Annotated in this window: 15 protein-coding genes and 1 tRNA gene; 12 read left to right on the top strand and 4 right to left on the bottom strand. The window is 50.6% G+C overall.

Annotation, left to right across the window (positions count from 1 at the left end; all coding sequences use genetic code 11):
* Positions 1-15 precede the first annotated feature (15 nt).
* From D1627_RS03490 to D1627_RS03475, 4 genes are all read left to right on the top strand, one after another.
* On the top strand, positions 16-1,098 hold the full coding sequence (locus D1627_RS03490; protein WP_119430799.1) for a bifunctional 3-deoxy-7-phosphoheptulonate synthase/chorismate mutase type II: 1,083 nt from the start codon (positions 16-18) through the stop codon (positions 1,096-1,098).
* A 118-nt stretch (positions 1,099-1,216) separates the two neighbouring features.
* Positions 1,217-2,254 (top strand): 3-dehydroquinate synthase, encoded by a 1,038-nt coding sequence (gene aroB, locus D1627_RS03485; protein WP_119430798.1) that lies wholly within the window; start codon positions 1,217-1,219, stop codon positions 2,252-2,254.
* A complete protein-coding gene (locus tag D1627_RS03480; RefSeq protein WP_119430797.1) occupies positions 2,251-3,480 on the top strand; it encodes a 3-phosphoshikimate 1-carboxyvinyltransferase in 1,230 nt (409 codons plus the stop codon). The genes aroB and D1627_RS03480 overlap by 4 nt, the downstream gene beginning before the upstream one ends.
* A gap of 5 nt (positions 3,481-3,485) precedes the next feature.
* Positions 3,486-4,001 (top strand): hypothetical protein, encoded by a 516-nt coding sequence (locus D1627_RS03475; RefSeq protein ID WP_119430796.1) that lies wholly within the window; start codon positions 3,486-3,488, stop codon positions 3,999-4,001.
* A 156-nt stretch (positions 4,002-4,157) separates the two neighbouring features.
* Here the strand turns inward: D1627_RS03475 and D1627_RS03470 are convergent, their stop codons facing one another.
* The 4 genes from D1627_RS03470 to D1627_RS03455 form a co-directional block, all read right to left on the bottom strand.
* Complete coding sequence (locus tag D1627_RS03470) at positions 4,158-4,943, bottom strand: ABC transporter substrate-binding protein (RefSeq protein ID WP_233555494.1); 786 nt, start codon at positions 4,941-4,943, stop codon at positions 4,158-4,160.
* Positions 4,940-5,203, bottom strand: a complete 264-nt coding sequence (locus D1627_RS03465; RefSeq protein ID WP_147383194.1) for a hypothetical protein — start codon at positions 5,201-5,203, stop codon at positions 4,940-4,942. Before D1627_RS03465 ends, D1627_RS03470 begins: the two co-directional genes overlap by 4 nt.
* Before the next feature lie 109 nt (positions 5,204-5,312).
* Positions 5,313-6,383, bottom strand: coding sequence for a M42 family metallopeptidase (locus tag D1627_RS03460; RefSeq protein WP_119430794.1), 1,071 nt, complete (start codon positions 6,381-6,383; stop codon positions 5,313-5,315).
* A 109-nt stretch (positions 6,384-6,492) separates the two neighbouring features.
* Positions 6,493-8,052 carry an acyl-CoA carboxylase subunit beta gene (locus tag D1627_RS03455; RefSeq protein WP_119430793.1) on the bottom strand — a complete coding sequence of 520 codons (1,560 nt, stop codon included), beginning with the start codon at positions 8,050-8,052 and terminating at the stop codon, positions 6,493-6,495.
* Positions 8,053-8,469: 417 nt separating this feature from the next.
* Here D1627_RS03455 and mltG point away from each other — a divergent pair, with 417 nt between their 5' ends.
* The 8 genes from mltG to D1627_RS03415 all read left to right on the top strand — a co-directional run bounded on the left by mltG (position 8,470) and on the right by D1627_RS03415 (position 16,376).
* Positions 8,470-9,492: an endolytic transglycosylase MltG gene (gene mltG / locus D1627_RS03450; protein WP_394342575.1), complete on the top strand. Its 1,023-nt coding sequence runs from the start codon at positions 8,470-8,472 to the stop codon at positions 9,490-9,492.
* A gap of 126 nt (positions 9,493-9,618) precedes the next feature.
* Positions 9,619-10,032, top strand: coding sequence for an acyl-CoA thioesterase (locus D1627_RS03445; protein ID WP_119430791.1), 414 nt, complete (start codon positions 9,619-9,621; stop codon positions 10,030-10,032).
* Positions 10,029-11,006 (top strand): YihY/virulence factor BrkB family protein, encoded by a 978-nt coding sequence (locus D1627_RS03440; RefSeq protein WP_119430790.1) that lies wholly within the window; start codon positions 10,029-10,031, stop codon positions 11,004-11,006. The genes D1627_RS03445 and D1627_RS03440 overlap by 4 nt, the downstream gene beginning before the upstream one ends.
* Positions 11,007-11,089: 83 nt before the next feature.
* The gene (locus D1627_RS03435) at positions 11,090-12,913 is read left to right on the top strand and encodes a DUF4153 domain-containing protein (protein WP_119430789.1); all 1,824 of its coding nucleotides are present in this window, start codon (positions 11,090-11,092) and stop codon (positions 12,911-12,913) included.
* 117 nt (positions 12,914-13,030) lie between these two features.
* Positions 13,031-13,115, top strand: a tRNA-Ser gene (locus D1627_RS03430).
* A gap of 593 nt (positions 13,116-13,708) precedes the next feature.
* Positions 13,709-15,031 (top strand): sulfatase-like hydrolase/transferase, encoded by a 1,323-nt coding sequence (locus D1627_RS03425; protein WP_147383192.1) that lies wholly within the window; start codon positions 13,709-13,711, stop codon positions 15,029-15,031.
* A 60-nt stretch (positions 15,032-15,091) separates the two neighbouring features.
* Positions 15,092-15,802 (top strand): YHYH protein, encoded by a 711-nt coding sequence (locus D1627_RS03420; protein ID WP_233555493.1) that lies wholly within the window; start codon positions 15,092-15,094, stop codon positions 15,800-15,802.
* A gap of 4 nt (positions 15,803-15,806) precedes the next feature.
* Positions 15,807-16,376, top strand: coding sequence for a toxin-antitoxin system YwqK family antitoxin (locus D1627_RS03415; RefSeq protein WP_158607139.1), 570 nt, complete (start codon positions 15,807-15,809; stop codon positions 16,374-16,376).
* The last annotated feature ends 13 nt before the right edge of the window (positions 16,377-16,389 follow it).

Below are 16,389 nucleotides of genomic sequence, written 5' to 3'. Positions count from 1 at the left end.
CATTAATTAGAGTAGATGAAGTTTTCCGATATAGATTCTTTTTTCGGTTCGTTGCAGCCGGGGCCATTCATAATTGCCGGGCCATGCAGCGCCGAGAGCGAAGAGCAGGTGTTGCAAACCGCCAGGGCGCTGCAAGAGCAGGGCGTGCCGCTTTTTAGGGCGGGCATCTGGAAGCCACGCACGCGCCCGGGCAGCTTTGAAGGAGTAGGTACGCAAGGGCTTGCTTGGTTAAAACTGGCAAAACAGGAAACTGGGATACAGGTTAGCACAGAGGTTGCCACAGCCAGGCACGTGGAGGAGGCCCTAAAGTATGGCATAGATGTGCTTTGGATTGGCGCACGAACCACAGTGAATCCATTTGCGGTGCAGGAGATTGCCGATGCCCTGCGCGGCGTGCAGGTGCCCGTGATGGTGAAGAACCCCGTTAACCCAGACCTGGCTTTATGGATTGGTGCCCTGGAGCGCATGTACCAAGCCGGCATCACGGACCTGGCGGCCATACACCGTGGGTTCTCATCGTACCAGAAAACAAAGTATAGGAACGTGCCGGTGTGGCAAATCTCGATTGAGCTGAAGGCCCGTTACCAGGAGCTGCCGATCATCATTGACCCAAGCCACATTGGCGGCAGCCGCGAACTGATTTTTCCGGTGGCACAGAAGGCTCTGGACCTGGGCTACAACGGTGTGATGATAGAAACGCACCCCAACCCGGACAAGGCCTTGAGCGATGCGGCACAGCAGATTACCCCAGCCAGGTTAGCCGAGGTGGTGCAGCAGTTGCAGGTCCGCAAAAGCACCTACGACGATGCCGAACTCGTGAACCGCGCCGAGGAGTTGCGTCTGCAGATCGATGCCGCCGATCACGATATAATTGCCGCACTGGCCAAACGCATGGGTCTGGTAGAGCAAATCGGGGCATACAAAAAGCTGAACAACGTGCAGGTGCTGCAACTGGCCCGCTGGAAGGAAATCTTCAGAAGCCGCGCCGAGTGGGCCGAGGAGGCAGGAATTAATGGCGCCTTTGTAGAGGAGCTCTATAAACTGATCCACGTAGAATCCATCCGGAAACAAACGCAGATACTGGATGGTGATGAATAGCTGAATGGTTATAGTATTTAATTGTTGGTCGTTCATTGTTATTTGTTCGAATTGCAGAAAAATTCCACGACCCTCATTAACTCCCAACCTCACTACCTCTTTAACTTATTAACTCAACATGACTGCAACCATACATATAGGACCTACCGCGCTGCAGGAGTTGCCGGAGCTGCTTAAGAACCGGGCTTTTAGCAAGGTGGCAGTGCTGGTAGACGAGAATACGCTTGCGCATTGCTACCCAACGCTAAAGCCATACTTGCCTGAGCACGAGCTGATACAAATACAAAGCGGCGAGGAGCAGAAAACGCTTCAGACCTGCGAGTATATCTGGCAACGCATGACCGAGCTGAACCTGGACCGCTGGTCAGTGCTTGTAAACCTGGGCGGGGGCGTGATCGGCGACATGGGTGGTTTCTGTGCGGCAGTGTTTAAGCGCGGCATATTTTTCGTGCAGGTGCCCACCACGCTGCTGGCGCAGGTAGATGCCAGCGTGGGCGGAAAGACCGGCATCGATTTCCATGGGCTCAAGAACCACATTGGCGTATACCAGGAACCGCAGGCCGTGTTCATCAACCCTGATTTTCTAAAAACATTGCCACAGCGCGAGCTGAAATCTGGATATGCTGAGATCATAAAGCATTGGCTAATTTCCGACAAAGACGCGTTTATAGAGCAGCGCCATATTGGCTTGTTCACCGATGACTGGGAAGGCCTGATCCGGCACTCTGTAAGTATAAAATCCGGGGTAGTGGAGGCCGACCCGCTGGAGGGTGGCTTGCGCAAGATCCTGAACTTCGGGCATACGGTGGGCCATGCCGTGGAGAGTTACCTTCTAGAGAAACCTGACAGGAAACTCTTGCATGGCGAGGCTGTAGCCGTTGGCATGCTCTGCGAAGCCTGGATAAGTAAGAACCATAAACTATTGCCTGCCGAGGACCTGGATAAGATCGAGACTTTCCTGGTGTCTGTGTATGAGAAAGTATCCCTTTCGGAGCAAGACATTCAGGACATCGCCCAACTGGCCCTGCAGGATAAGAAAAATACCCGCTCGTCTATCAACTGCACCTTACTGGAAGGCATCGGCAAAGCCGTTTACGACCAACCGATAACAGTGCAGGAAATTGTTGAATCCTTACGATACTATACGTTACTATGAGCCAAAGCCTCATCTTAAGCCACCCAACCGGCCACCTGCACGGAAGTATAAAACTGCCGGCCTCCAAAAGCGAGGCAAACCGCGCACTCATTATTGCAGCGCTGTCGGGCAAGCAGGCCGAGTTGCATAACCTCTCCGAGGCCAACGATACGCAATTGTTACAGCGACTGCTGCAGAGCGATGCGGCCACCATTGATGCCGAGGATGCCGGAACCGTGATGCGTTTTTTAACAGCATACTATGCTATTACCGGGCAGGAAAAACTGCTTACGGGCACCGAGCGCATGTGCCAGCGGCCAATTAAAGTCTTGGTGGATGCCTTGCGCGAGCTAGGGGCAAGTATAAGCTACAAAGGGCAGGAGGGATACCCACCACTGCAGATCGGCGCTTTTAAGGGCAGCGGCAAAAAGCACCTGAAAGTACGCAGTGACATCAGCAGCCAGTATATTTCGGCACTCCTGATGATTGCGCCCCTGCTGCCGGAAGGCCTAGAGCTGGAGCTGGAAGGCAAGATCGGCTCACGTCCATACATCGAGATGACGCTCTCGCTGATGCAGCATTTTGGTGTAACTGCAGCCTTTGAGGGCAACACCATTACCGTAAAACCGCAGCAGTATAAAAGCGCCGCGTTTACAGTGGAGTCGGATTGGTCGGCGGCGAGCTACTGGTATAGTTTGGTGGCCCTTGCCAAAGAGGCAGATATAACCCTGCTGGGCTTAAAGGAAAACTCGTTTCAGGGCGATCGTGCCATTGTGGAGATCATGTCGGGTTTGGGCGTGTATACCGAGTTTGTGGACGGTGGCGTGCGCTTGCAGAAGAAAGAGCATGAACATCACATATCTCAGGATTTCTCGGATTGCCCGGACCTGGCCCAGACCGTAGTGGCCTTGAGTGCCGCTTTGGGTGTGCAAGTGGATATGACAGGTCTGGAAAGCCTGCGCATCAAGGAAACCGATCGTATTCAGGCGCTCCAGATAGAGGTGCAGAGTATGCGTGCCTCGCTGCAGGAAGTAACGCCGGGCGTTTTCAGGCTGGAGCCCGGGCTTATGAAGCACACTGACCTCAGCTTCCGGACGTATCAGGACCACCGCATGGCCATGGCCTTTGCGCCCGTTGCCTTGTTGCAGCCCGTTAAAATTCAGGAGCCAAGCGTGGTGCGCAAATCATACCCGCGCTTCTGGGAGGACCTTGAAGAAGTTGGCTTCGAGATAAAGTATAAAGACTAGAAAGTATGGCCAGCCGGAAGCTTTACGGGGACGCGCAGCTTATTGCAGCGCTACTGAAGGAAATGCAGCTGGTAGAGGAAGCCGCAGGCGGTTGGGCTGCCGTGTATAAAGGCCCTGCTGCTTTCTGGATGAAGTGTTATACTACAGCCGGTGAGCAGGGCGGCGGCTACGAACTGCTCATCAGGCTTCCGCTGCCCACCACTTCCGAGTTGATCGGGCTGGCCATACTTTCCCCTTTCGAGGATGAGGCCGTAGCTGCCCTCATGCGCCTGCTGGATGAGGAAGCCGTGGAGAACAAGGACTTCAGGGAGGAAATGCTTGCCCAAATTGAGGCGCAGGATCTTGAAGCGGTCTCTGAAAGTCAAAAGCAGCGGCTGCGCACCATCCTGACGTTAGCAGACCTGGCTAACCCCATGAACAAGCGCGATGTGTTGGGCAAGTCGGCGGAGGAGGTTAAGCAGGATGCGGCCTACTTTGCAGCCATTTCGGAGCGAGCCCGGCAGCTGCTGCAGAAGTTGTAAGGTATAACAGCTGACGCAAGCTTTAGGCCTTATCTCGTCATTATTTCCTTTAATACCGCCAGTTTGTTACTGACATTAGACCTAAAACTGAAAAGCGCCAGTTGAAAACTGGCGCGAAGGTAGCCACAAGTTAAACTTGCAGCAGTTTTATTCAACTCATACTTTCACTTCATTAATTACTTGCCTAAAGTATGCCGGTGCCTTTGCCAGGCGGCTGCCATACCAGCTAAACATCTCACCATCCACCACTTTTATACTTGCCTGCGGGCACAACTCCTGAAACTCCGCGATGTGCTTTTCTTTAAACGGGTAAGGCTCTGAGGACAAAAGTATGAGTTGCGGGGCGGCCTGCCGCAGCTGCTCCGGACTGATTTCCGGGTAACGGCTTCGCTCTGAAAAAACGTTAGAGAAACCGCAGCGCTGCAGCATATGGTCGATGATGTTGTGGCTGCCAACGGCCATGTAGGGCTTACGCCAGATGAAGTAAGCCGTTTTTATACTTGGTTGCGCAGGTTGCAGCTGTGCAAAGCCGGCTACTATACTTGCACTTAACTTTTCCGCTTGCGGTTGTGAACCTGTGATTTCCCCGATCTGCCTTATCATGTGCAGCGCATCTTCTAAGGTATAAATGTCGCTCATCCATACTTTATACTTTTGCTGCAGCTGCTCGATGCCTTCCTTATAGTTTTCCTCTTTGTTTCCGATGATCAGGTCGGGTTGCAGCGCATCAATCTTATCGAAGTGGAAATTTTTGGTGCCTCCAATGATGGGCTTACCCTTTACCAGCGTTTGCGGGTGGATGCAAAACTTGGTCAGGCTTACAACTCTGTCGCCTAAGCCCAGGTCAAAAAGCAGCTCTGTTTGCGAGGGCACCAGCGATACAATGCGCTGTGGAAGTTGTGGCAGCGAGAGTTGGTGGCCCATTTGGTCGGTGTAGGTCATTTAAAGGATGCGTGGTTATAAGGTTTTGCAAAGTATAGGCGCTGCCACAGCGTGTAGCCAATGCCCGGAATAATGGCTTTTAAAGTAGACTGAAAATCAAGCCCGACCTGTTTCCTGCGGATATTGATTACCAGTAACTGTGCTGCCAAAATGCCAAGTATAACTGCCCAAAGCGGAGCAGCATCTTGTAGCGCTGCGGTGAAAACAGAGAACGCCAACCAAGGCAGGAACATAAAAGCCCAAAACACGAGACGGTTCACAGGTATAAAGTTTGTTTCAGGTATAAGTTACTAAAGCGCCTGCAAAAAGTAAAACCCCACAGGTATGGGTAACGCTGTGGGGTTTCGGCTTTGGGCTAAAAGTTAGGTCTTAGCTCAGGTATCGGAAATCCTGCTTGTCCTGTATCTTCAGCACGGTTTCGTAGATCATGTTGATCACATTCTCCACGTCATCCTTGTGCACGGTTTCCACGGTAGTGTGCATATACTTAAGCGGCAGGGAAATGAGCGCGGAGGCCACGCCAGCGTTGGAGTAGGCAAAGGCATCGGTGTCGGTGCCGGTTGCACGTGAAACAGCCGAACGCTGGAACGGAATCTCTTTCTCCTGTGCCGTCCGGATAATCAGGTCACGGAGGTTGTTCTGTACCGCCGGGCCGTAGGCAATTACAGGGCCTTTGCCGCAGTGTATGTCGCCGCTGTTCTTCTTGTCATACATCGGCGACTGCGTGTCGTGGGTTACGTCGGTTACGATGGCCACATCCGGCTTAATGCGGTGCGCAATCATTTCGGCGCCGCGCAGGCCAATTTCCTCCTGCACAGAGTTTACAATGTATAAACCGAATGGCAGTTGCTTGCCTTCTTCCTTCAGGCGGCGGGCCACCTCGGCAATCATAAAGCCACCAATGCGGTTATCCAGCGCACGACCCACGTAGTATTTATCGTTGAGCACCATAAACTCATCCTCGAAAGTAGCCACAGAGCCAACATGCACGCCCATAGCTTCCACTTCCTCGCGGTTACTTGCGCCGCAGTCCAGGAACACAGTATCTAGCGTTGGGGCTTTGTCGTTCTCTACCTTGCGCACGTGGATGGCCGGCCAACCGAATACCGCTTTCACGATGCCCTTGCTGGTATGGATATTCACGCGCTTGGATGGCGCGATCAGGGCATCGGAACCGCCATTGCGCTTTAGGTAAATATATCCTTCCGGCGTGATGTAGTTCACAAACCAGCTGATCTCATCGGCGTGTGCCTCTATCACCACTTTATACTCGGCCTGTGGGTTAACAACACCCACCACGGTGCCATAGGTATCTACAAAATACTCGTCGATGTATGGTTTTATATACTCCAGCCACAGTTTCTGGCCCTCCACCTCAAAACCGGTAGGCGCGGAGTTATTCAGGTATTTCTGCAGAAAATCGAATGATTCTTGACGCATAATTTTCAATTAAGAATTAGAAATTAAAAATTATAAATTATTAGAACCAGAAAGCCGATAAACTATATAAAGCGCATTTCTAATTTCTAATTTTGAATTTATAATTTACTTATAGCGGTATGTTGCCATGCTTTTTGCGGGGCAGTGTAACCGCTTTGTTCTCAAGCATCTTGAAGGCCTTTATCAGTTTGGCTCTTGTCTCGGATGGCATGATCACTTCGTCTATAAAGCCACGGTGCGCAGCGCGGTACGGCGTGGCAAACTTCTCTTTGTATTCCTGTACTTTCTCGGCCAGTTTTGCCTCTGGATCCTCGGCGGCGGCAATCTCGCGCTTAAAGATGATCTCAGCGGCGCCCTGAGCACCCATTACGGCAATCTCGGCGGTTGGCCAGGCAAAGTTCATGTCAGCGCCAATGTGCTTGGAGTTCATTACATCGTAAGCGCCGCCGTACGCTTTGCGGGTAATAACGGTGATGCGCGGCACGGTGGCTTCACAGAAAGCATAAAGCAGTTTGGCTCCGTTGGTAATGATGCCGCGCCACTCCTGGTCTGTGCCCGGCAGGAAGCCCGGAACATCCTCTAAAACCAGCAACGGTACGTTAAAGCTATCGCAGAAGCGCACGAAACGGGCAGCTTTGGTGCTGGCGTTAATATCCAGTACACCGGCCAGCACGGCAGGCTGGTTGCCTACAATGCCTATACTTCTGCCACCAAGGCGGGCAAAGCCTACCACTATGTTATCGCCAAAGTTCTTGTGCACCTCAAAGAAAGAGTCTGCATCAATAATGCCCTCTATTACCTCACGGATGTCGTAAGGCTGGTTTGGATTTTCAGGGATGATCGTGTCAAGTACTTCGCGGGTTTCGTCGGCCTGCGCTTCGTAAGGCAGGGAAGGAGGCAGTTCCTCGCAGTTCTGTGGTATGTAGCTTAGCAACTTTTTCAGGTAGTTGATGCACTCTACCTCATTGGCACAGGAGAAATGCGTTACGCCGCTTTTAGTGCTGTGCGTGCTGGCACCACCCAGTTCCTCAGAGGTTACCTCTTCGTGGGTTACCGTCTTTACCACGTTAGGGCCGGTCACGAACATGTATGAGGTGTCCTCCACCATCATGATAAAATCGGTGATGGCCGGAGAGTATACCGCACCACCCGCGCATGGGCCCATAATGGCCGAAATCTGCGGGATAACGCCGGATGCCAGCGTATTGCGGTAGAAAATATCGGCATATCCGCCCAACGACACCACACCTTCCTGAATGCGGGCTCCGCCAGAATCGTTAAGGCCGATAATAGGCGCGCCGTTTTTCATAGCCAACTCCATGATCTTCACGATTTTTTCGGCATGCGTTTCAGAAAGTGAGCCGCCCAACACCGTAAAATCCTGCGAGAAAACATATACCAGACGGCCATTGATGGTGCCATAGCCGGTCACCACGCCATCGCCCAGGAAGTACTGCTTGTCGAGGCCAAAGTCTTTGGAGCGGTGCATCACAAATTTGCCAATTTCCTCAAAAGAGCCTTCATCCATGAGCAAATGAATGCGCTCACGAGCCGTTAGCTTTCCTTTTTTGTGTTGCGCCTCGATGCGCTCCTTACCTCCGCCAAGAAGTGCTTCAGCATTTTTACGCTCAAGAGTTTCTATCTGGGCCTGTCTGATGTCTCCTGCCATGTGTTGGATATAAATAGTATAAGGTTCTGTTTGATTAGTTTCCTCAAATTTAAAAACTCTGCTGCTAAATACGGTATGCTTGCATCTTTTTTTGGATATATAGGTGATTGCGGGCCAGATGGCTCAATTTGAGGTAAGCCCTGTTTCTGGGGTGCTAACGTTGTAGCCGCTAATTCAGATGTATAATCGTGCAGTGCAATATCCAGATATTACTCGGGCTCAAGTGGAATAAACGCAAGTATAAACCAGCGCTGGCATAACTTTCTGAGCACTGCATTCTTAATTAGCTCCAGATATGTTAATTTTGAGGATTGAAAAACGGGTGCGGAACCTAAAACCTTATCCAAGCCTTTTACATACATTATGGCCAAAGAAGTGAATACCCCTATAACCAGAAGAAAGCGCAAAGAGAAAAGTATGCTTAAGCCAGCATTGGCGGCGCTTTTCCTGTTCCTGTTTGTAAGCTTCTCCTATTACGCGTACCAGATCGTGTACACCCCGAACGTGGATACAAAGGAGCGTGACGTGTACGTGCTGATCCCGACGGGAGCGACCTACGAGCAAGCCATGGACTCTTTGGAGGCCAGCGGCGTAATCATCGACAAGCTGTCGTTGCGCTTTATGGCAAAGCTGATGGATTACGATAAGCTGGTGAAACCCGGACGCTACAAGCTAACGCACGGCATGGGCAACCGCCAGCTGATCGGAACCTTACGTTTGGGCCAGCAAGCCCCCCTGAACCTGACCTTTGCCAACGTGCGCCTGCGCAGCCAGCTGGCCGCCAAACTGGCCACCGAGATTGAGGCAAGCGAGCAGGAGTTGGATAGCTTGCTGAACGACGAGCAATACTTGCAAACGCTGGGCTTCGACACGACCACAATCGTGAGCATGTTTATCCCGAATACCTACGAAGTATACTGGACCACCTCTGCCCCAGAGCTGATGCAGCGCATGAAAACCGAGTACGACAGATTTTGGACCGAAGAGCGCAAAACCAAAGCCGCTGCGCTTGGCCTTACGCAGCAGCAGGTGTCTACGCTGGCATCTATTGTGCAGGCCGAAACCCTGAAGAGCGATGAGAAACCGCGCGTGGCCGGTGTATACCTAAACCGCCTGAAGCGCGGCATGCTGCTACAGGCCGACCCAACCGTGGTTTTTGCCGTGCGTGATTTCAGCATACGCCGCGTGCTTAACAAGCACTTGGTCCATGACTCTCCTTACAACACTTACAAGTATAAAGGGCTGCCTCCGGGGCCAATCAACGTGCCGGTTATTTCCAGTATCGATGCCGTGTTAAACCCAGAAAATCATCAGTATATATACTTCTGCGCCCGCGAGGATTTCTCCGGCTACCATGCCTTTGCCACCAACGAGTCGGAGCACCAAACCAACGCCAGGCGCTTCCACCGCGCCCTGAACGAGCGTAAGATTATGAAATAGGTGTAATTGTTGGTTGTTAATTGCTAATTGTTGGCCCTGCGGATGATTTTATACTTTAAATTTATCTGCGTATAGCTGGCAAGCCAATTATCAATCCAACAATCTAACAATTTAACAATCAACTCAGTGTTTGAATCAGAAGTACAAATACGCGTGCGCTATGCCGAGACCGACCAGATGGGCTATGTGTACCACGGCAACTATGCGGCCTATTTCGAGGTAACCCGCACAGAGGTTTTCAGGCGGCTTGGGATTGAGTATAAGGAAATGGAGGCTACCGGCACCATGATGCCCGTACTAGAGCTCAAAACCAAGTTTATCCGGCCTGCAAAGTATGATGATCTGTTAGTCATCAAGCTGCTTTTAAAGCATAAGCCGCACGGCTCGCGTATAAAGTTTGAGTATGAGGTGTATAATGAGGCTGGCACATTGCTAACGCTGGGCGAAACCATTATGGTGTTCGTGAATATGAAAACCGGCCGCCCAACCGAGGTGCCCTCCCTAATACAACAAAAGTTGGACAAGCATTTTAGCGTATGAGGCTAAACCAGCAATACCTGAAGCGCCGCCGCGCTTACCGCAAGTTTATCGTTTTCCTGAAACGGTGGCGCTTTAACGGCGGCAGGTCTTCGGTGTATGAAGTGGCCGATGTGCTGATCGGGGAGTTGCGCCTGGACTCTATCACCAAGCGCGCCTCTTACATGGCCTTCAACTTCACGCTGGCAACCTTTCCTACCATCATCTTCCTGTTCACGATGATCCCTTACATCCCCAGCATCCTGTCTTTGGACCTGGGCGAGAGCATCCTGGACTTCCTGGCCGATTTTATGCCGGCAGAAATGTACACGGCGGCCTATTCCACCATCGAGGACATTGTGAATAAACCGCGCGGGGGCTTGCTCTCTTTCGGTTTTTTGTTTGCGCTGGTGCTGTCCACCAACGGCATTATGTCGCTGATGGATGCCTTCGACAAGAAATACCATACCTTTTATAAACGCACTTACCTGCGCAAGCGGCTTATTGCCACCGCCCTGACGGTGGTGCTAAGTATGATCCTGCTGACGGCGGTAGCGGCCATTTTCTTTGGGCAATGGATACTGGATGTGCTGGTGTTCTACGAGGTCGTGACGGAGAGCTATACTTACTCTTTGCTGGTGATACTGAAGTATGTGGCCATTATCCTGCTGTTTCTGCTGGCCACCTCGCTTATCTACTACTTCGTGCCGGCCATCGAAGACAAATGGCCTTTCTTCTCGGCTGGCGCTGTAGTGGCAACCGGGCTTATCTTCCTGGTGTCGATGGGGTTTTCGCTGTACATTAGCGCTTTTGATACTTACAACAAATTCTATGGTTCCATTGGGGCGCTGATCGGTTTGATGATCTGGCTCGATTTTATCTCCATGATTCTCATACTTGGCTTCGAGATCAACGTCAGCATCGACTCCGTAACCAAGCGCCTGGTGCGTATCCCAACCACGCATTCTGGTAAAATGGCCAAAGCCGCTAAAGTATAGTTTTCATACTATATCACTGCTATTTTATACTTATCTTGGTTCATGCTGCTGTGTGTAAGTGGCAGCCACAACCCGGATAAAGTATGGCCTTTTTTAAGAACCTTTCGCTACAACGCCTGTGGCACGGCGCCTCAAGTACGTTTTTACGCTTCCCACTGGTGCTATTGTCTGCTTTTGCGGGCACGGCTGCGGCTATCTACCAACTCGAGCTAAGCTATGAACAGCGCGAGCAAAACCCGTGGCTTGAGAAAGTTATTTTCCTGAGTGCGGTTGGGCTCATCCTGTTTTTCACGTTGGAGCTGCTGACGCGCAAGTATGATTGGGCACGGCTTAAACGCTGGATCAGTTGGTTTGGGGGGCTAGCCTTTTTAGTATTATACTATTGGCTGCTGCCTGAAGACCTGGAAGAACGCGACTACGTGCGTTTGCTTGCCCTTTTGTTGGTGCTGCACCTAACCGCATCGTATGCCATGTTTATAAACCGGCAGGTAGAGAACGCGTTTTGGCAGTTCAACAAAAGCCTGTTCTTGCGCATTTTCACGGCTGTGCTGTATACCGGGGTGCTCTACCTGGGGCTGGCAGTTGCCCTGGTGGCCCTCGATCAGCTTTTTTCCATAAACATAGATGGTGAAGTATACGGACAGTTGTGGTTCATTTTAGTGGGTGTGTTCAATACCTGGTTTTTTCTGGCGGGTGTGCCTCTGGATGTTGCCGAACTGGAGCAGGCCCATACTTACCCGAAGGGCCTGAAAGTGTTTACGCAGTTTGTGCTGCTACCGCTCGTTACCATTTACCTGCTTATCCTGTATGCGTACCTGGGCAAAATTATCGTGCAATGGGCCTGGCCGGAGGGTTGGGTGTCGGTGCTGGTGCTGTGCTTTTCCATTGCCGGCATTTTGTCGTTGCTGCTTATTTACCCTATTCGCCACGAGGAGGGCAACGCCTGGATACGCACCTTCTCGAAGTGGTTTTACCGGGCGCTTTTCCCGTTGATCATCTTGCTAAGCCTGGCCATCTGGCGGCGCGTGTCGGAGTATGGCATTACCGAGGAGCGCTATATTGTGCTGGTGCTGGCCTTATGGCTGTTTTTAACGGCGCTATACTTTCTGTTCAGTACCGTCAAGAATATCAAGTTTATACCCATTACCTTAAGTATAATTGCCTTTATAGCCGCCTTTGGGCCGGTAAATATGTTTAAAGTATCGGAGTGGAGCCAGGTAAACCGATTGCGCGGCCTGCTGGTGCAGGAGGGGATTTTGGTAAAGGGCAAGATTGAGCCCGGCAAAGGAAATGTGCCTGAGGCCTCCCTGGTGGAAATCAGCGCTATAACCGATTACCTTGCCCGACACCACGATTTCGAGGGGATTGAGGATTGGTTCACAGTTGATATTAACAAGGTTTTGGAGAACAGCAAGATAAACAGGCAGTATGCCTGGCAGAATAAAACCAACATGCGCGATGCCGTGCTGGAGCAAATGGGGTTGGAGTATACTATAAAAAGCAGTAGCCCGGAACGCTACTTTAGCTTTGGGCTTAGTAACTATGAGACAAGCAATGAGGTTTTTGCGATTTCCGGTTACGAATATGCCGTGGAAGCCCACCTGCATGAAACCTACCATAAACAGGACCTGACATTAGGTAAGACCCCGCTGGTGCTCACCTTAGACAAGCAAGAGCTTTACCTTGCTTTTGAAAAGGAAACGCTGCGCCTGGATCTGGCACCTATTATTAAGAAGCTGGCCACAAAAGAGGCATACGCCCGCAGCCAGACCGAGCTGACGTATACATTGAAAGGGCATCAGGCCGAGGTTAAAGTCATACTTAGAGAGCTAAGCGGCGTCAGGGAAAAGGCTGACAACAAGATCCAAAACCTTCGTGTTTTGCTTTTAGTGAGGTTGGAGCCTTAAAATTTTGTCTTTGTAAATCAGGTTGTTGAGTGTTTAATGATGGGATTGACGAAAAAATGTTTGCCGGATGTTTGGTAAAATCAAGCCAAGCCCATACTTTTGTACACGAAATAAGACAGAGAGTTGGCGGAGTGGTCGAACGCGGCGGTCTTGAAAACCGTTGACTGTAACAGGTCCGGGGGTTCGAATCCCTCACTCTCTGCAAAGCCCAGGCTACCCAGCCTGGGCTTTTTTGTTTTAACTGGCTCCTCATTTGTTTGTCTCTCCCATTCACTTAGGTGAAAGATTTAGTGAGTCCGTTACGGTAAAACTCTAACTCCCCGAATAGAGGTGTATCTGGCTGATATGTAATGTATACAGGTGCTACATAGCTTGAACACTTAAAAGCGCATACAAAGCTCCAGTACTTAGCCTGCAAGTGCATCAAAAGCTTCAGCAAGGTCTTACCTGCTCTGTCTTTAGCTTCCTTCTGGTCAATAAAAGAAATAAGTAAGAATACAATTGCAACTTATTCTTAAGAGAGCCTCTGTATCTGATACATTAGCGGAATAGAAGGAAGGGTTCTGAATGATCCGGGTAATTATAGAAAGGAAAACTCCAGAAAAATTAACAAGGCGACCTACAAACGTGCCAGCATCCAGCGGATTGTAAAGCTTTGTTTACCAATATAAAGCCTCCCATAAACCTGCACAGTTCCAGAGGGTATTATTTTTTGATTCTGCAAAATCTAAGAATACTGTTAAACCTTTTTAGTTCAAGCGAATCAAAATGCTGTTTAACTAAACTTTGTAATACGTGATAAGACATCTAGCAGTAGCCGCATTTCTCATGCTTTTACTCTGCTCAGTTTCCTGCAGTGAGGATGCCGCTGTTAGCCCGACTACCAATGACGAACCTAATGTAGTGTTGATCATTGCCGACGATATGGGGTGGGATGCTTTCGGGAAGTACCCTGGCACGAACGGGCAGAAGGCAAAAACGCCCGTACTGGACTCGTTGGCACAAAGCGGCATTACCTTTCCTAATTTGTGGGTAAACCCGGAGTGCTCTCCTACACGAGCCAGCATTTTTACGGGTAAGTATGGCTTTCGCACCGGCGTTGGCTCGGCTATTGGTGGTAACACAGGAGGGCTGAACGCCTCGGAAACGCTGCTGCAAAAATTCATCAATGATAAAACAGGTAACCAGTATGCCACAGCCGTCATCGGTAAATGGCACATGAGCAACAACACCCAGTTAGCTGCGCCCGAACAATTTGGCGTTGATTATTACTCGGGGATTTTCACGGGCACAGTGCCAAGCTACTACAACTGGACAAAAACCTCCAACGGTCAGCAAACTACGGTTACCACCTACGCAACTACTTACTTTATAGACGATGCCACGCAATGGGTGAAAGCGCAGCAGCAGCCATGGTTTCTGACTTTAGCCCTGAACGCGCCCCATGCTCCTTTTCACCGCCCGCCTTTACACCTGATATCCGATAAAACGCTTGCCGACGATGCCGCCTCCATCAACAGCAACAAGCTTCCATACTATCTGGCGGCCATCGAGGCCATGGATACAGAGTTGGGCAGGTTTTTCCGTAGCCTTACCGAGGAGCAGAAAAGCAACACGCTTATCATCTTTATTGGCGATAATGGCACAGGCACGCAGGTGGTGCAGGCTCCTTACACTTCCTATACCGCCAAAGGCTCTTTGTGGCAGGGAGGTATCAATGCACCCATGATCGTGAGCGGGTATGGCGTTAACCGCAAGAACGCAACGGAGCATGAGCTTGTAAACGGAACGGACCTTTATGCCACGATTGCAGCTGTCGCCGGTGCAGGCTTAAACCAAGTTCATGATGGCTACTCACTTAAATCCTTGTTTAGCGAGCCAGTTGCGCCTCAGAGGAAATATGCGTACAGCGAGCTTTTTGGTACGGGGGACGGAAGAGAGGGCTGGACCATGCGCGACAGCAGGTATAAACTCATCCACCTGACTAACGGTACCGAGTTTTTCTATGACCTAAGCCTTGACCCGTTTGAAACAGCAAATCTTTTGTCTGCCGCCCTAACATCAGAGGCAAGCGCAGCCCTAAGTGCCATTCGGGCTGAAAAACTGCAACTTCAATAATGACCAATGAACCCTTCCAAGAACACCATGCTATTCCTGAATTTTTTTATGCTGCTCTTTATGATATCTTGTAAAGAGAGCGCAGATTTTGCACCCACCAATGAAGAAATACCTGAGGTGTATAAAAAGGTATATGGCGCAAGCAGCATTACAACGGATGGCACCTATGTCATCATTAAAACAACCGGCGCCCCCGACCACAAAAGTGTTTATTACCCCAGCACAAGCAGCCTGTACGAGCATTTCAGCGGCAGCACGACCTATGCGGGTACCACGTATACCTTCCGGAAGAACCCGAACACCATCGGCTCTTTCAATTATACCTTCAAAATACCCTTGCACCCTGAAGTTGCCGCTACGCATGCAGCCACGCCCCTGGGCGCTATTGGTGTTTCCTTAAACGGTGTGCCGTTTTACAACCAGTATGCCGGGCCTAACCAACCTTTGACAAACGAGTTTCAGAGTTTCGACCAGTACTCGGGGCATCCAACAGGCAACAACAACTACCATTACCACTTAGAGCCGATCTACCTCACCACGGTTAAGGCCACCAAAGCATCGCTGCTAGGCTTTTTACTGGATGGTTTCCCGGTGTATGGCCCTGTAGAGAACGGAGCGGCGGTTACCAATGCCATGCTGGATGCCTACCACGGCCATACCCACGCCACTGAAGATTACCCTAGCGGTACATACCATTACCATATCACCGATGCAGATCCTTACATCAACGGAAGCGGGTTCTATGGCACGCCGGGCACGGTTACGCAGTAGCGTTATGGCCCTGCTCTTAGCTGTTCTGGTTTGGGGATGCATACAGCATTCCCCAGAAGACTTGGCTGAGAGCCCCACAGTATTGCTGGACAAAAATGCGACACCGCTACACCTTGGTGAAGGGCTGCTACTCGTTAACGGAAAGCCTTTCAGCGGGAAGCTGTATACTCTTTTTGAATCTTCAAGAGATACGGCCGAGCTTACTAGCTACCAGAACGGGAAAGAACACGGGGAGTGGAAGAAATTTTATCCTTCAGGGCAACTCAGGGAGAGGCGCTTTTTTGAACAGGGCCAGAAAACAGGTGAGTACATTGCCTGGTGGGAGAACGGAAAAAAGCAGCTGCATTATTTTTTCAAGGATGATGAATATGAGGGAAGCTGCAAGGAGTGGAACGAAGAGGGCCGATTGGTGAAGGCAATGCACTACAAGAATGGCCACGAAGAAGGCCCTCAGCAATTATGGTATGACAACGGAAAAATCAGAGCAAACTATGTTATCGAAAATGGCAGGCGGTACGGCTTGCTGGGCACTAAAAACTGCGTTAATGTATCGGATAGCATTTTTAGCAAGTAGCGTACTATTGTAT

Source organism: Pontibacter oryzae (assembly GCF_003576375.1).
Lineage (GTDB): Bacteria > Bacteroidota > Bacteroidia > Cytophagales > Hymenobacteraceae > Pontibacter > Pontibacter oryzae.
This window is presented reverse-complemented; position numbering and strand designations above follow the sequence as displayed.

What these genes read in the sequence shown, in the direction of transcription:
- D1627_RS03490 (WP_119430799.1), top strand. Translation starts at nt 16, where the DNA reads ATGAAGTTTTCCGATATAGATTCTTTTTTCGGTTCGTTGCAGCCGGGG.
- aroB (WP_119430798.1), top strand. Translation starts at nt 1,217, where the DNA reads ATGACTGCAACCATACATATAGGACCTACCGCGCTGCAGGAGTTGCCG.
- D1627_RS03480 (WP_119430797.1), top strand. Translation starts at nt 2,251, where the DNA reads ATGAGCCAAAGCCTCATCTTAAGCCACCCAACCGGCCACCTGCACGGA.
- D1627_RS03475 (WP_119430796.1), top strand. Translation starts at nt 3,486, where the DNA reads ATGGCCAGCCGGAAGCTTTACGGGGACGCGCAGCTTATTGCAGCGCTA.
- D1627_RS03470 (WP_233555494.1), bottom strand. Translation starts at nt 4,943, where the DNA reads ATGACCTACACCGACCAAATGGGCCACCAACTCTCGCTGCCACAACTT.
- D1627_RS03460 (WP_119430794.1), bottom strand. Translation starts at nt 6,383, where the DNA reads ATGCGTCAAGAATCATTCGATTTTCTGCAGAAATACCTGAATAACTCC.
- D1627_RS03455 (WP_119430793.1), bottom strand. Translation starts at nt 8,052, where the DNA reads ATGGCAGGAGACATCAGACAGGCCCAGATAGAAACTCTTGAGCGTAAA.
- mltG (WP_394342575.1), top strand. Translation starts at nt 8,470, where the DNA reads ATGCTTAAGCCAGCATTGGCGGCGCTTTTCCTGTTCCTGTTTGTAAGC.
- D1627_RS03440 (WP_119430790.1), top strand. Translation starts at nt 10,029, where the DNA reads ATGAGGCTAAACCAGCAATACCTGAAGCGCCGCCGCGCTTACCGCAAG.
- D1627_RS03435 (WP_119430789.1), top strand. Translation starts at nt 11,090, where the DNA reads ATGGCCTTTTTTAAGAACCTTTCGCTACAACGCCTGTGGCACGGCGCC.
- D1627_RS03420 (WP_233555493.1), top strand. Translation starts at nt 15,092, where the DNA reads ATGATATCTTGTAAAGAGAGCGCAGATTTTGCACCCACCAATGAAGAA.
- D1627_RS03415 (WP_158607139.1), top strand. Translation starts at nt 15,807, where the DNA reads ATGGCCCTGCTCTTAGCTGTTCTGGTTTGGGGATGCATACAGCATTCC.